The 15,080-nt window shown below is 72.8% G+C and carries 12 protein-coding genes; 9 read left to right on the forward strand and 3 right to left on the reverse strand.

The window, feature by feature from the left end:
• The first annotated feature begins 3 nt into the window (after nt 1–3).
• The 5 genes from ACIQ7M_RS21060 to ACIQ7M_RS21080 all read left to right on the forward strand — a co-directional run bounded on the left by ACIQ7M_RS21060 (nt 4) and on the right by ACIQ7M_RS21080 (nt 6,079).
• On the forward strand, nt 4–1,884 hold the full coding sequence (locus tag ACIQ7M_RS21060) for an acetyl/propionyl/methylcrotonyl-CoA carboxylase subunit alpha (protein ID WP_403646399.1): 1,881 nt from the start codon (nt 4–6) through the stop codon (nt 1,882–1,884).
• 115 nt (nt 1,885–1,999) lie between these two features.
• Nucleotides 2,000–3,160, forward strand: a complete 1,161-nt coding sequence (locus ACIQ7M_RS21065) for an acyl-CoA dehydrogenase family protein (protein WP_389844596.1) — start codon at nt 2,000–2,002, stop codon at nt 3,158–3,160.
• A 17-nt stretch (nt 3,161–3,177) separates the two neighbouring features.
• Nucleotides 3,178–4,743 carry a 4-coumarate--CoA ligase family protein gene (locus ACIQ7M_RS21070; protein ID WP_403646402.1) on the forward strand — a complete coding sequence of 522 codons (1,566 nt, stop codon included), beginning with the start codon at nt 3,178–3,180 and terminating at the stop codon, nt 4,741–4,743.
• On the forward strand, nt 4,740–5,474 hold the full coding sequence (locus ACIQ7M_RS21075; RefSeq protein ID WP_403646405.1) for an enoyl-CoA hydratase family protein: 735 nt from the start codon (nt 4,740–4,742) through the stop codon (nt 5,472–5,474). The genes ACIQ7M_RS21070 and ACIQ7M_RS21075 overlap by 4 nt, the downstream gene beginning before the upstream one ends.
• Nucleotides 5,462–6,079, forward strand: coding sequence for a TetR/AcrR family transcriptional regulator (locus tag ACIQ7M_RS21080; protein ID WP_403646408.1), 618 nt, complete (start codon nt 5,462–5,464; stop codon nt 6,077–6,079). Before ACIQ7M_RS21075 ends, ACIQ7M_RS21080 begins: the two co-directional genes overlap by 13 nt.
• Nucleotides 6,080–6,133: 54 nt before the next feature.
• Here the strand turns inward: ACIQ7M_RS21080 and pdxH are convergent, their stop codons facing one another.
• Nucleotides 6,134–6,772 carry a pyridoxamine 5'-phosphate oxidase gene (gene pdxH, locus ACIQ7M_RS21085; RefSeq protein ID WP_355772760.1) on the reverse strand — a complete coding sequence of 213 codons (639 nt, stop codon included), beginning with the start codon at nt 6,770–6,772 and terminating at the stop codon, nt 6,134–6,136.
• 452 nt (nt 6,773–7,224) lie between these two features.
• Between pdxH and ACIQ7M_RS21090 the strand changes: the two genes are divergently transcribed.
• Nucleotides 7,225–8,325 (forward strand): citrate synthase 2, encoded by a 1,101-nt coding sequence (locus ACIQ7M_RS21090; RefSeq protein WP_355772748.1) that lies wholly within the window; start codon nt 7,225–7,227, stop codon nt 8,323–8,325.
• Between the two features lie 61 nt (nt 8,326–8,386).
• Here ACIQ7M_RS21090 and ACIQ7M_RS21095 read toward each other — a convergent pair whose 3' ends face one another.
• On the reverse strand, nt 8,387–9,451 hold the full coding sequence (locus ACIQ7M_RS21095; RefSeq protein ID WP_403646411.1) for an isopenicillin N synthase family dioxygenase: 1,065 nt from the start codon (nt 9,449–9,451) through the stop codon (nt 8,387–8,389).
• Nucleotides 9,452–10,192: 741 nt separating this feature from the next.
• Here ACIQ7M_RS21095 and ACIQ7M_RS21100 point away from each other — a divergent pair.
• A complete protein-coding gene (locus ACIQ7M_RS21100) occupies nt 10,193–11,584 on the forward strand; it encodes a PAS domain-containing protein (protein ID WP_403646414.1) in 1,392 nt (463 codons plus the stop codon).
• Between the two features lie 57 nt (nt 11,585–11,641).
• Here ACIQ7M_RS21100 and ACIQ7M_RS21105 read toward each other — a convergent pair whose 3' ends face one another.
• Complete coding sequence (locus ACIQ7M_RS21105; protein ID WP_355772740.1) at nt 11,642–12,397, reverse strand: SIS domain-containing protein; 756 nt, start codon at nt 12,395–12,397, stop codon at nt 11,642–11,644.
• A gap of 359 nt (nt 12,398–12,756) precedes the next feature.
• Between ACIQ7M_RS21105 and ACIQ7M_RS21110 the strand changes: the two genes are divergently transcribed.
• Both ACIQ7M_RS21110 and ACIQ7M_RS21115 read left to right on the forward strand, forming a co-directional pair.
• On the forward strand, nt 12,757–13,449 hold the full coding sequence (locus ACIQ7M_RS21110; protein WP_103554111.1) for a metal-dependent transcriptional regulator: 693 nt from the start codon (nt 12,757–12,759) through the stop codon (nt 13,447–13,449).
• Nucleotides 13,450–14,121: 672 nt separating this feature from the next.
• A complete protein-coding gene (locus tag ACIQ7M_RS21115) occupies nt 14,122–14,988 on the forward strand; it encodes an alpha/beta hydrolase (RefSeq protein WP_355765449.1) in 867 nt (288 codons plus the stop codon).
• Nucleotides 14,989–15,080: the final 92 nt, after the last annotated feature.

The raw sequence follows: 15,080 nt of genomic DNA on the forward strand, positions 1-15,080 counted from the left end.
CACTTGATTGCGAGTCTGCTGGTCGCCAACCGGGGCGAGATCGCCTGCCGGGTCTTCCGCACCTGCCGTGCGGCCGGGGTGCGCACCGTCGCGGTGTATTCCGACGCCGACGAGAACGCCCTGCACACGCGCGAGGCGGACGCGGCGGTGCGGCTGCCGGGCGCGACACCCGCCGAGACGTATCTGCGGGCCGATCTCGTCGTGCGGGCCGCGCTGGACGCGGGCGCGGACGCGGTGCACCCGGGGTACGGGTTCCTGTCGGAGAACGCGGATTTCGCGCGGGCGGTGATCGACGCCGGGCTGGTGTGGGTCGGGCCGTCCCCCGAGGCGATCGAGGCGATGGCGTCCAAGACGCGGGCCAAGAAGCTGATGGGGCTCGCACCCCTGGAGCGGGTCACCGCCGGGGACCTGCCGGTGCTGGTCAAGGCCGCCGCGGGCGGCGGTGGGCGCGGGATGCGGATCGTCCGTGAACTGGCGGATCTGGACGCCGAGTTGGAGGCGGCCCGGGCGGAGGCGCTGAGCGCCTTCGGCGACGGCGAGGTGTTCGTCGAGCCGTACGTGGAGGGCGGCCGGCACGTCGAGGTGCAGATCCTGGCCGACGCGCACGGCACGGTCTGGCCGCTAGGCACCCGCGACTGCTCCCTCCAGCGCCGCCACCAGAAGGTGATCGAGGAGGCGCCGGCCCCCGGGCTGGGGGACGAACTCACCCGGAGTCTGTACGAGTTGTCGGTGCGCGCCGCCCGCGCCGTGGACTACGTCGGTGCCGGCACGGTCGAGTTCCTGGTCGCCGACGGCACCGCGCACTTCCTGGAGATGAACACCCGCCTCCAGGTCGAACACCCGGTGACGGAGGCGGTGTTCGGGGTCGACCTGGTGGCCCTGCAACTGCGGGTCGCGGAGGGGGAGCGGCTGGAGGGCGAACCCCCGCCCGCGCGGGGCCACGCGGTCGAGGCCCGGCTGTACGCGGAGGACCCGGCGGGCGCCTGGGCGCCGCAGACGGGCACCCTGCACAGGATCGCCGTCCCGGACGGCGTCCGGCTGGACACCGGGTTCGCCGACGGCGACTCGGTCGGCATCCACTACGACCCGATGCTCGCGAAGGTCGTCGCGCACGGCGCCACCCGCGCGGAGGCCGTGCGGAGGCTGGCGGGCGCCCTGGAGCGGGCCACGCTCCACGGCCCGGTCACCAACCGCGATCTGCTCGTACGGTCGCTGCGCCACGAGGAGTTCACGGAGGCCCGCATGGACACGGGCTTCTACGACCGTCACCTCGCCGCGCTGACGGAGCCCGCCCCGGACCCGTACGCCCCGCTGGCCGCGGCCCTGGCCGACGCGCACGGGCGTTCCCGGTTCGGCGGCTGGCGCAACCTGGCGTCGGCTCCGCAGACCAGGCGCTACCGGATGCACGGCGCCGAGCACGAGGCCGCGTACCGGCACACGCGTCAGGGACTCGCGGCCGACGGGGTGCGCGTGCTGCACGCCGACGCCGGCCGTGTCGTCCTCGAAGTGGCGGGCGTGCGGCGGACGTTCGAGGTCGCGCGGTACGGCGGCGGCCGGGTCTTCGTGAACGCGACCGCGCTGACCGAGCTCCCCCGCTTCCCCGATCCGGCCGCGGACCGGGCTCCGGGCTCGCTGCTCGCCCCGATGCCCGGCACCGTGGTCCGGGTGGCCGAGGGGCTCGCCGAGGGCGCCGCCGTGCGGGCCGGGGAGCCGCTGCTGTGGCTGGAGGCGATGAAGATGGAGCACAGGATCTCGGCGCCGACGGCGGGGACGCTCACCGCCCTGCACGCCGTGGTCGGACAGCAGGTGGAGGTGGGCGCGCTGCTGGCCGTCGTCACGGAGGAGACGGCGCCCGGCGGGGCGCCGGAGACCGGCGCCGGATGAGCCGGCGCCCCGCTCCGGGGCGCCGGGCCGCACCACCGCGCGAGGGGTCCGCCGCGCGGGCCCGACCGCTATGCACAGGCCGTATTTTCCGTACTCTCCTTATCGAGGAGCCCTCATGAGCCCTGTCACAGAGACCGACGAACACAAGGCGCTCCGTTCCGCGGTCGCCGCTCTCGGCAAGCGCTACGGCCGCGCGTACCTCACCAAGGCCGTCGCCGAGGGCGGTCACCCCGACGAGCTGTGGGCCGAGGCGGGCAAGCTCGGCTATCTCGGGGTGAACCTCCCGGAGGAGTACGGCGGCGGAGGCGGCGGCATCGCGGAACTGTCCATCGTCCTGGAGGAGCTGGGCGCGGCCGGCTGTCCGCTGCTGATGCTCGTCGTCTCGCCCGCCATCTGCGGCACGGTCATCGCCCGTTTCGGCACGGAGGAGCAGAAGCGCACCTGGCTGCCGGGCCTGTCGGACGGCACCCGCACGATGGCGTTCGGCATCACCGAGCCCGACGCCGGCTCCAACTCGCACCGCATCACCACCACGGCCCGCCGTGACGGCACCGACTGGGTCCTGACCGGCCGCAAGGTGTTCATCTCCGGCGTCGACATCGCCGACGCGACGCTCATCGTGGGCCGCACCGAGGACGCCCGCACCGGCAGTCTCAAGCCCTGCCTGTTCATCGTCCCGCGCGACGCCGAGGGCTTCGGACGGCGGCAGATCGACATGGAACTGGCCAGCGCGGAGAAGCAGTTCGAGCTCACGCTGGACGAGGTGCGGCTGCCGGCCGAGGCGCTGGTCGGCGACGAGGACGCGGGACTGCTGCAACTGTTCGCCGGTCTCAACCCGGAGCGCGTGATGACGGCCGCGTTCGCGATCGGCATGGGCCGTTTCGCGCTCGCCAGGGCCGTGGAGTACGCGCGGGAACGCACCGTCTGGAAGGCGCCGATCGGTGCGCACCAGGCCATCGCCCACCCCCTCGCTCAGGCCCACATCGAGCTCGAACTGGCCCGGCTGATGATGCAGAAGGCCGCGTACCTGTACGACGAGGGCGACGACATCGGGGCGGGGGAGGCCGCCAACATGGCCAAGTACGCGGCCGGTGAGGCCTGTGTACGGGCCGTCGACCAGGCCGTGCACACCCTCGGGGGCAACGGCCTCACCCGGGAGTTCGGCCTCGCCTCCCTCATCACGGCGGCGCGCGTGTCTCGTATCGCGCCGGTGAGCCGGGAGATGATTCTCAACTACGTCTCCCACCAGACCCTGGGCCTGCCCAAGTCGTACTGAGCGCTCTAGGAGGAACCGTGTTCCGCAGCGAGTACGCAGATGTACCGGCCGTCGAGGAACCCATCCACGAGGCCGTCCTGGGCCGCGCAGCCGAGCGCGGCGAGACGCCCGCGCTCGTCGACGGCGTCGACGGCACCACGCTCAGCTACGCGCAGGTCGACCAGTTCCACCGGCGGCTGGCCGCCGCGTTCGCCGAGGCGGGGCTGCGCAAGGGCGACGTGCTCGCCCTGCACAGCCCCAACACCATCGCCTTCCCCGTGGTCTTCTACGGGGCCACGCGCGCGGGGGCGTCGGTCACCACGGTGCACCCGCTCGCCACGGCGGAGGAGTTCGCCAAGCAGCTCCTGGACTCCTCGGCCCGCTGGATCGTGACCGTCTCGCCCCTGCTGGACACCGCCCGCCGGGCGGCCGAACTCGCGGGCGGCGTACGGGAGATCTTCGTCTGCGACCAGGCGGAGGGCCACCGGTCCATGCTCGACCTGCTGGGCAGCACCGCGCCCGAACCGCGGGTGGACATCGACCCCGTCGAGGACGTGGCGGCGCTCCCGTACTCCTCGGGCACCACGGGCGTCCCCAAGGGCGTGATGCTCACCCACCGCTCCATAGCCACCAACCTCGCCCAGCTCTCGCCGGCCATGCCGATGGGCCCCGGCGAGCGCATCCTCGCCGTGCTGCCGTTCTTCCACATCTACGGACTGACGGCCCTGATGAACGCCCCCCTGCGGCAGGGCGCCACCGTGGTCGTGCTGCCCCGCTTCGACCTCGACACCTTTCTCGGCGCCATCCAGGAACACCGCATCACCGGTCTGTACGTGGCGCCGCCGATCGTCCTGGCGCTCGCCAAGCACCCCGCCGTCGCGGAGTACGACCTGTCGTCCCTGGAGTACATCGTCTCGGCGGCCGCGCCCCTGGACGCCGCGCTCGCGGCCGCCTGTTCGGCCAGGCTCGGGCTGCCTCCGGTGGGTCAGGCCTACGGCATGACCGAACTGTCGCCCGGCACGCACGTCGTCCCGCTGGACGCCGAGAACCCGCCCCCGGGGACGGTCGGCAAACTCGTCGCGGGCACCGAGATGCGCATCGTCTCCCTCGACGACCCGGACAAGGACGTCGGCGTCGGAGAACGCGGTGAGATCGTCGTCCGGGGACCCCAGGTCATGAAGGGCTATCTGGGCCGGCCCGACGCGACCGCCGCGATGATCGACCCCGACGGCTGGCTGCACACCGGGGACGTCGGTCGTGTCGACGCGGACGGCTGGCTGTTCGTCGTGGACCGCGTCAAGGAGCTCATCAAGTACAAGGGCTTCCAGGTCGCCCCCGCCGAACTGGAGGCACTGCTGCTCACCCACCCCGGCATCGCCGACGCCGCCGTCATCGGGTCCTACAACGAGGACAACAACGAGGTCCCGCACGCCTTCGTGGTACGCCAGCCCTCGGCCGCCGACCTCTCCGCGAACGAGGTCATGCTGTACGTCGCCGAGCGCGTCTCCCCGTACAAGCGGGTCCGCGTCGTCACCTTCATCGACGCCGTCCCGAGGGCCGTCTCCGGGAAGATCCTGCGCCGCGAACTGCGAGGCCTGTCATGACCGTCGTCCGCACCGAACACGAGCGCGGCATCACCACGCTCACCCTGGACTCGCCCGCCACCCGCAACGCGCTGTCGGGCGTCCTCGTGGGCGAGCTCGCCGACGCGCTCACCCGCTGCGGCAAGGACGGCGACGTACGCGCCGTCGTCCTGACCCACACCGGGAACACCTTCTGCGCGGGCGCCGACCTGCGCGACCCCCCGCCACCGGAGGCCTTCGTCGGCCTGCTCCGGCAGATCGTCGAGCTGCGCAAGCCCGTCGTGGCCCGGGTGGAGGGACACGTCCGGGCGGGCGGCCTCGGCCTGCTCGGGGCCTGCGACATCGCGGTCGCGGGCGAGGCGGCGAGCTTCGCCCTCACCGAGGTACGGATCGGGGTCGCCCCCGCCGTCATCTCGCTGCCGCTGCTGCCCCGCACCGACCCGCGCGCACTCGCCCGGTACTACCTCACCGGCGAACGCTTCGACGCGCCCGAGGCCGTCCGCACCGGGCTCCTCACGGCGTCCGGGGACGACGTGGACGCCGTCCTCGCACCCGTCCTCGACGGGCTGCGCCGGGCGGCCCCCGAAGCCCTCGCCGAGACGAAGGCGCTGCTCACGGCTAAGGTGCTGGAGACCTTCGACCGGGACGCGGCGGCCCTCACCGCACTCTCGGCCCGGCTGTTCTCCTCCGCGCAGGCCCGCGAGGGGATGACGGCCTTCCTCGAACGACGGGATCCCGCATGGGTGGTGTGAGCTCGACGGAACACGCGGCACGTACTCCGCACGTCCCCAAACAGGACCGCAGCCGGGTCACCCGGCAGCGGCTCCTGGCCGCCGCCGTGGCCTGCCTCGCCGAACACGGCTGGGCGGGCTCCACGGTCTCCGTCGTCGCCGAGCGCGCCGGGGTGTCCCGGGGCGCCGCCCAGCACCACTTCCCCACCCGCGAGGACCTTTTCACGGCGGCCGTCGAGTACGTCGCCGAGGAACGCTCCAGCGCCCTGCGGGACCTCTTCCCCGACGGCCCCGCCGACCGGCGTGCCGTCGTCGAGGCCCTCGTCGGCCTCTACACCGGGCCGCTGTTCCGCGCCGCCCTCCACCTCTGGGTCGCGGCCTCGAACGAGGATCAGCTCCGTGCGCGGGTGACCGAGCTCGAAGGGCGCGTCGGCCGCGAGAGCCACCGCATCGCGGTGGACCTGCTGGGCGCGGACGAGTCCCGGCCCGGGGTGCGCGAGACGGTGCAGGGGCTGCTCGACATGGCGCGCGGGCTCGGCCTCGCGAACCTGCTCACCGACGACACCGCGCGCCGGGAGCGGGTCGTGGCGCAGTGGGGGACGATCGTGGAGGAGACGCTCGGCTGATCCGCGGCCCGGCGCCCGCCCGCGCCGCGGCCCCGCGGCGTTCCCGGCCCCCGGTCAGGGGCTGAGCCGCTCGATCCGCCAGCCGCCGTCGGACCGGGCCACGTAGCGGAGCCGGTCGTGGAGACGGTTCTCGCGGCCCTGCCAGAACTCGACCGTCTGCGGGGCGATCCGGAATCCGCCCCAGTGCGGCGGCACGGGCACCCGCTCGCCCTCCGGGTAGCGGGCGTCCAGCTCCGCGTACGCGACATCCAGCTCGCTGCGCCCGGAGATGACGGTGGACTGGGTGCTCGCCCAGGCGCCGAGCTGGGAGCCGTGCGGGCGGGTGCGGAAGTACGCGGCGGTCTCCTCCCGGCCCGTGCGCCGCGCCGTCCCGGTGACGATGACCTGCCGGGCCAGCGGATGCCACGGGAAGAGCAGCGAGATGTACGGGTTGTGGGCCAGCTCGCGGGCCTTGCGGGAGTCGTAGTTCGTGTAGAAGACGAAGCCCCGGTCGTCGTACCCCTTGAGCAGCACCGTGCGGGAGCTGGGCCGGCCCTCGGCGTCCGCCGTGGAGACGACCATCGCGTTCGGCTCGTGCACGAAACCGTGCACCGCCGCCTGCGCCGCCTGTTCGAACCAGCGGGAGAACTGCTCCATCGGGTGCGCGGCGAGATCGCCCTCGTCGAGTCCCTCGGCGCGGTAGTGCGCCCGCATGGACGCCGGGTCGGCGGCGATCTTCTCGTGCGCGGCCTCGGCGGCCTCGGCCGCGGCCTTGATGAGGGGCTCGTTCGTGGATTCGTCCGGGACACGATCGTTCACGCCGTCATCCTGCCGTATCGGGGTGCTGCGCGGGCCGGGTGCGCGAGCGGGTGTGCTTCGTCACGCAGTGGCACTCAGTGCCGCGTTCTCTCCCTGAAGATGGCACTCGGGGATATCGTGCTGGTGCCGTTCCGGTTGGAGGACCAGTCGTACGGGGCATCACCGGGGTGACCGCTTTCGGACCGCGAGCCGGCGGAGACCGACCGAAGAACATTCGGGAGTCTTCGCGGACGACCGCGGAACCGGCCGGCGAAGCGCCTCACCGTCGACCGTCACCCCCACAGGGGCGCAGGGTCACCACAACCCCGACAACACCATCCGTCGCACACATCACGAGGAGCCGCCTGATGTCCGACTTCGTACCCGGACTCGAAGGAGTCGTCGCGTTCGAGACGGAGATCGCCGAACCCGATAAGGAGGGCGGCGCTCTCCGGTACCGGGGCGTCGACATCGAGGACCTCGTCGGCCACGTCTCCTTCGGCAACGTCTGGGGACTCCTCGTCGACGGCGCCTTCAACCCCGGCCTGCCGCCCGCCGAGCCGTTCCCGATCCCCGTCCACTCGGGCGACATCCGCGTCGACGTGCAGTCCGCGCTCGCGATGCTCGCGCCCGTCTGGGGCCTCAAACCCCTCCTCGACATCGACGCCGAGCAGGCCCGCGAGGACCTCGCCCGCGCCGCCGTCATGGCGCTGTCGTACGTCGCCCAGTCCGCCCGCGGGCAGGGCCTGCCCATGGTCCCGCAGAACGAGATCGACAAGGCCCACTCCATCGTCGAGCGGTTCATGATCCGCTGGCGCGGCGAGCCGGACCCCAAGCACGTCGCCGCCGTCGACGCCTACTGGACCTCGGCCGCCGAGCACGGCATGAACGCCTCCACCTTCACCGCCCGTGTGATCGCCTCGACCGGCGCGGACGTCGCCGCGGCGCTCTCCGGGGCCGTGGGAGCCATGTCGGGCCCGCTGCACGGCGGCGCCCCCTCCCGCGTCCTCGGCATGATCGAGGAGATCGAGCGCACCGGGGACGCCGACGCCTACGTCCGGCAGGCCCTCGACAACGGCGAGCGCCTCATGGGCTTCGGCCACCGCGTCTACCGCGCCGAGGACCCGCGCGCCCGGGTGCTGCGCCGCACCGCGCGCGAGCTGGGCGCCCCCCGCTTCGAGGTCGCCGAAGCCCTGGAGAAGGCCGCCCTCGCCGAGCTCCACGCCCGCCGCCCGGACCGCGTCCTCGCGACGAACGTCGAGTTCTGGGCGGCCATCGTCCTGGACTTCGCCGAGATCCCGGCGCACATGTTCACGTCCATGTTCACGTGCGCCCGTACCGCGGGCTGGTCGGCGCACATCCTGGAGCAGAAGCGCACCGGCCGCCTGGTGCGCCCCTCCGCGCACTACGTGGGCCCCGGCACGCGCGGCGTCCAGGAGGTCGAGGGCTTCGAGGACATCGTCCACTGACCCGTGCGAGGTGCGCCGGCCCTGTGCGGGGCGCACCGGCCGCGTCGCGGGCCGTCCGTCATCACGCGGGAGCGAGCAGCTCCGCGTGGTGGCGGGCGGCGACGAGCGGGTGCGCCCGCAGCTTGCCCTTGAGCTCGTTGAAGCCGTACTCGGCGAAGAGCGGATTCGACGGGTCGTCGGTGACGCCGGGCGCGGCGGAGGCGTGCGGGAACGGCAGCGGCTCGATCCGGGCGTCCAGGCGCGGGTTGTAGAAGAACGGCACGGAGAACCGCTCGGTGGCCCCGGCCGGGCTCACCACCCGGTGGTTGGTCGCCACGAGATAGCCGTTGGTCGCGACCTCCAGGAGCTCGCCCAGGTTGACCACGAAGGCACCCGGCAGCGGCGGCACGTCGTGGAAACGGCCGTCCTCGCGCTGTACCTGGAGCCCGCCGATGCGGTCCTGGAGCAGCAGCGTCAGGAATCCGTAGTCCTTGTGCGCGCCCACGCCCTGGTCGGCCCCGTCGCCGGCGCTCCCCGGGTAGCGCACCAGCTTCAGGTGCGGGTGGGCACGCTCGCCGAAGATCGGGTCGTAGAAGCCGGCGGGAGCCCCGATGGCGGTCAGCAGCTCGCGCAGCAGCCGGGCCGCGACCGCGCTCAGCCGTTCCATCCAGGCCAGCGCGGCCGTCCGCAGCTCCGGCAGCGCGGCCGGCCACTGGTTCGGCCCCTGGAGCCACCAGTACGCGGGCTCGCCGGGACCGGGCGCCCGCGCGGGCCGCTCGGCGCCTATGTCGAGCTGGTCCCGCCAGTCGCGGCTGCCGCCGGTGCGCTCGTCGCCCGTCCGCGTGTACCCGCGGAAGTGCGGTGAGAAGACGTTGTCGAGGGCCAGCCGGTCGGCCTCGGGAAGCGCGAAGAACCGGCGCATGGCCCGCAGCAGGGCGTCGGTCTCGGCCTCGGTCACTCCGTGCCCGACGAGCTGGAAGAACCCCACGTCGTGGGCGGCGCTGTGGAGCTGCGCGTGCAGCAGGGCCCGTGCCTGGGGGCCGCGGTCGGCGGCCGAGAGGTCGATGATCGGAAGCTGCTGGTAGGGGGCCGGGGGCCGCTCGTCCTGGGCAGCGGTGGAATACGTGGAAGACGTGTTCGTCGTCATGAGGTGCGTCCGCGGGGTCTACGGGTGCCCGGGCGGCCGCCGGGGGTGGGGCGGGGGCCACGGGTGCCGGGGAAGGGAAGAAGCCGTGCGAAGGGGGCCGGTCAGGCGGAGCGCCGACAGCCCATGCTCGTGACGCGCACGAAATCCACGTGGCGGCGTCGGACGAGCATCGGAAGCATGGCCACAGCCTACTGCTCTCCCCGCGAACCGCCTGTGACCCGGGTCACCCGATGGTCCGCGCTCACTTGGAGGCCCGCGTTCGCCCGGGGTCCGCGTTCACCAGGGGTCCGCCCGGAAGCGGCGGGCGCGGACCGGGAACGCGGACGACCCGTGAGCTCGGGTCCCTCCGCCTCGCGGCGACGGGGCCGGCCGGACGCACCGGCGAGCTCACGGGTCGGGTGACTGCGTTGGATTGGGCCGGCTGCATGCGTGTCGCATGCCGGTCCGGCGCCGAACCGAGTCCGACAACGGGCCGCTAGCCCGCAGCCACCTCGTATGTCCGGGTTTCCGTCATGAGCCGAACCACCTCCTCTCCTACGTGTGGAGAACTTTAGGAACCCGTCCCGGAAGGCTCAAGCGATTTATTCGGGGTCTTCGCGCTGTTCGCGGCACACAGGGATTTCCCTCGTCTTCGGGCATCTTCGGGGAACGAGGTGTGGGCTCGGTCACGTTCGAGTTGAATGGTGATGAGCGAGCGAACTGTCGCGCCGTACACACGGACGCAGCCTGCAGGGGGTCCAGGTGAGTGCTTCCCGGCGTAGTGGGACCACCGACGAGCTGGGGCCGGACGAGCCCGAGCCGGACGGCTCCGATCTGCTTGCCGCGCTGCTGGACGGCATGGACGCCGCCCTGTGCGCCTTCGACGCCGACGGTGTCCTCACCCACTGGAACCGCGAGGCCGAGCGCATCCTCGGGTGGACGGCGGCCGAGGCGGTGGGGCGGCGCGGATTCGCCGGCTGGGCCGTGCGCACCGCGGACGCCCAGGAGGTCGAGGGCCGGCTGATGTCCGCCATGGAGGCGCCGGGCCGCCAGGTGCACGAGTTCGCGCTCCTCACCAAGGACGGCGGAAGGGTGCTCGTCCGCACCCAGTCCGCCGCCGTCCGCGGCCCGGAGGGCAAGCCCGCCGGGGTGTACTGCGCCTTCAGCGAGGTGCACACCCAGATCGACCTCGAACGGTCGATCGCCCTGAGCGAGGCGCTCTTCGAGGACGCCGGCTGGGGCGTGGTGCTCGTCGACGCGGACCTGCGGCCCGCCGTCGTCAACGCCTACGCCGCGCAGGCCCTCGGCACCGGCCGCAGCTCCGCCCTCGGCCGGCCGCTGGGGGACCTGCTCTCCCACGGCGGCGAGGAGCTGGAGAGCGCCCTCACCCACGTCCTGTCCGAAGGCGCGCCGCCGGCCCCCGCGGAGATGTGGGTGGGCCTGCGCACGCCGGAGGGCGAGAAGCGGCGGTGCTGGCGCAGCGGCTTCGTGCGGCTCGCCTCGCCGCTCGCGGAGGAGCCCGTACCGCTCGGTGTCGGCTGGCTCTTCCAGGACGTGACCGAGGCCAAGCAGACCGAGCAGGAGGCGGCGCTGCTGCGCTTCCGCGCCAACCAGTTGCACCGTGCCGCGCGGGCCGCGGCCGAGTGCGAGAACCCGGGCGAGGCCGCCGCCGTCCACCTCGACTTCGCCCTCGCGGGCTTCGCCGACCACGCCCTGGTCGACCGGGTGGCCCCGGGCGGGCCGGCGAACGGGGAGGGGCCCGTCCGGCTCGTACGGACCGTCGCCACGCCGGCCGGGTCGCCCGGACCGAGCCACATCACCGGCAAGGCCGGACTGCCCCTGCGCTACGGGGAGGGGCACCCCGCGCTCCAGTGCGTGGACCGCGCCGGTTCGGTCCGGGCCGACGCGGCCGCCGCCGATCCCGAGCAGGCGCGGGAATGGGCCCTGGCCCGCCAGTGGCCGCGCGACTCCGTGTACGCCCTGTGCGCGGTGCTGCGCAGCCGCGGCCGGACGCTCGGCGTCGTGACGTTCCTGCGGAGCGCGGGCCGCAGCCGGTTCGAGCGCTCGGACGCGATGTACGCGGAGGACGTGGCCGTACGGATCGCGATGGCCCTGGACCTGGAGGAACTCGCGGACAGGCCACAGGGCCCGTGAGTTCCTCCGGCCCGGTCCGCCGGACGCGCTCCTCCTGCCCGGTCCGCCGGACGCGCCCTAGCGGCGGTAGAAGATCCGGTCCCCGTACTCCGTCATGACCCGGCCGTTCCATTCGTGGCCGCCGTCGACGTTGCCCGAGCGGAGCAGGGGCGGCTCGATACCGCGGTCCGCGAGGGCGCCGGCCGCGGTGGCCATCACGGCCTGGAGAAGGGCCGAGGTGACGACGGTCGAAGCGGGGGCGAAGGGTGCCTCGATGGAGTCCAGGGTGAGTTCCGCGTCGCCGACCGGGATCCGCGAGTCGAGGACGACGTCGCAGTGGTCCTTGAGGTAGGTCCCCGACACGTGCCGTGACGTCGTCTCGGTGGCGTAGGCGACGGAGGTGACGCCGATGACCTTCACGCCCAGGGCGCGGGCGTTCATCGCCATCTCCACCGGGAGCGCGTTGCGGCCGGAGAGCGAGATGATCACCAGCAGGTCGCCGGAGCGCAGCGGGCTGGAGTCCAGGACCGCGCTCGCCAGACCGTCGACCCGCTCCAGGGCGGAGCCCAGGGTCGCGGGCATGACGTCGACGCCCACCACGCCCGGTACGGCCAGCAGGTTCATCAGGGCGAGGCCGCCCGCGCGGTAGACGATGTCCTGCGCGGCGAGCGAGGAGTGACCGGCGCCGAAGGCGAAGAGCCGGCCGCCGTCCACGACGGTGTCCGCGATCAGGGTCCCGGCCGCCTCGATCTCCCCGGTGTCCTCGTCGCGTACCCGCCGCAGCAGGCCGATCGCGGCGTCGAAGAACTGCCCGGCCAGCTTGCTGTCGCTCATCGGCGAAGCCCCTTAGAAGTCTCGTCGGCTTGGAGATCTCGTCGGCGCCGGGTCGGCGCGGGGCGGGCGAACGGCTGAACCGGTCGCCCGGCGCGGCCGTACTCCCGTCGTGTCGCGGATCACGTTGCGGTCTGGACCACTGCCCTGTCAATACGGCTTCCGGGGCGCCCGCGAGCACGGTGGCGAGGGCGCCCGGGGGCCGGGCGGGTCCTCGTCCGCGTGGATTCCGGGGCGATCGTTGCCAAGCGGTTCGGACGGCGAGGCACGGTTGTCAGTGGTATGCGTCAGAATTGAGTCCAGGGCCAGCGCACACGCCGGTGGGCCATCGAGTCTCCGGCAGAGCTAATCGAGGGGCACGAATGTCCGGACTGATCGACACCACGGAGATGTATCTCCGCACCATCCTCGAGCTGGAGGAGGAAGGCGTTGTCCCCATGCGCGCCCGGATCGCGGAGCGGCTCGACCAGAGCGGCCCGACGGTGAGCCAGACAGTGGCGCGGATGGAGCGCGACGGTCTGGTGGCGGTGGCGAGCGACCGGCATCTGGAACTCACCGACGAGGGGCGGCGACTGGCCACCCGCGTCATGCGCAAGCACCGTCTCGCCGAGTGCCTGCTCGTCGACGTGATCGGCCTGGAGTGGGAGCAGGTGCACGCGGAGGCCTGTCGCTGGGAGCACGTGATGAGCGAGGCGGTGGAGCGGCGCGTGCTGGAACTGCTGCGCCACCCGACCGAGTCGCCGTACGGAAACCCGATCCCGGGCCTGGAGGAGCTGGGCGAGAAGGACGGCGCGGACCCGTTCCTGGACGAGGGCATGGTGGCGCTGTCCGAGCTGGACCCGGGTCTGGACGGAAAGACCGTGGTCGTCCGGCGGATCGGAGAGCCGATCCAGACGGACGCCCAGCTCATGTACACGCTGCGGCGGGCGGGCGTGCAGCCCGGTTCCGTGGTCAGCGTGACCGAGTCGGCCGGCGGGGTCCTCGTCGGCAGCGGCGGTGAGGCCGCGGAGCTGGAGGCGGACGTTGCCTCGCATGTGTTCGTCGCCAAGCGCTGACACGTCTTCCGGTACCCGCGAGGGGCAGTTCCCGGGCGCCGACCGAGAGGCCGGCAGTCGCTGACCTCCACGTCGGCGCCCGGGAGCACGCCGGACACCCCTGTCCGTACCGCCCCTGACGGGTCAACTGCTGTGGCGGGAGGGGCAGTTGTGATGTTTCCGCGACCATCTCGAAACCAAGATTCAGTGTGCCGAATCGCAGCGCCGAGACCGTTTGCGTGCGAGGCTGTCGCGTGAGGCATATGACCTGAGGGCTCTTGACCGTGTCCGGGAGCGAGCGTGCACGGTCGGGGAGGGGCGTGAGGATGTGCCGCAGACGCGGAGAGGGCCCCGGCGCCTTCCGGCGCCGGGGCCTGTCCTCCCCTGTGCTGACCCGGAGCCCCGAGCTCCCAGGGTCATTCCCTTCGGACCGTTTTCCCCGAGCGGTCCGCCTCCCGCAGAAGATCTCCCCCGGGCGACGGCGGTCAATCCTGGCGGGTGGTCACTCGAACGAGGGGTGTTGCGGCCGGAAAGGCCATTCTCGAATCCCCATTCGATAACGTGACGATGTGGCGGAGTGCGCGAGGGCATCGGCCCGCACACCGGGAACAGCGGCAGAGAGCGGTACGAGTGGACCGGCCGGGAAGAGCGGCAGCGAGCGGGTCCGAGCGAGCCAGGGGGGTGCCATTACCGATGGTGCGGCGCATCGACGTGACGGGAGCGGGCGGTGTACGCCTTGCCGCATGGGAGTACGCCGACCCTCCCAAGAGTGACCAGCCGAAGGCGTCCGAGGCGCCCGGCGTGCTGTTACTGCACGGCCTCATGGGCCGCGCCTCGCACTGGGCGTCCACCGCCCGCTGGCTCTCCGAGCGGCATCGCGCCATCGCCCTCGACCAGCGCGGTCACGGCCAGAGCGGCAAGGCCCCGGAGGCCGAGTACACCCGCGAGGCCTACGTCGAGGACGCCGAGGCCGCCCTCGACCAGCTCGGCCTCGGACCGGCCGTCGTCGTCGGCCACGCGATGGGCGCACTGACCGGCTGGCAGCTCGCCGCCAAGCGCCCCGATCTCGTCCGGGCCCTGATCATCTGCGACATGCGGGCCTCGGCGCTCGGCTCCGCCTCCCAGCGCGAATGGGAGGACTGGTTCAAGGCCTGGCCCGTCCCCTTCGCCACACTCGCCGACGTACGGAAGTGGTTCGGCGAGGACGATCCCTGGGTGGAACGCCCGAATCCCTCCCGCGGCGAGTTCTACGCCGAGGTGATGCACGAGTCCCCCGACGGCTGGCGCCCCGTCTTCGAGCCCGAGCAGATGCTCAAGTCCCGCCAGACCTGGGTGTACGACGCCCACTGGGAGGAGCTCGCCCAGGTCCGGTGCCCCGCCCTGGTCGTCCGCGGCCTCGACGGCGAACTCGGCCGGGCCGAGTCCCAGGAGATGGTCCGGGTCCTGCCGCGCGGCCAGTACGCCGAGGTCGCGGACGCCGGCCACCTCGTGCACTACGACCAGCCCGAGGCGTGGCGCGCCGCGATCGAGCCGTTCCTGGACGGAGTGCTCACCGGCTAGCGCCGGCGCCGTCCGGACGCGTCACAAGATGATCACGAACCTTCACCGGATCTTCATATTCCGCTCGTGTGCGGTGCCCAATAGTGCTGCGG

The organism is Streptomyces sp. NPDC096324, assembly GCF_044763015.1.
Taxonomy (GTDB): domain Bacteria; phylum Actinomycetota; class Actinomycetes; order Streptomycetales; family Streptomycetaceae; genus Streptomyces.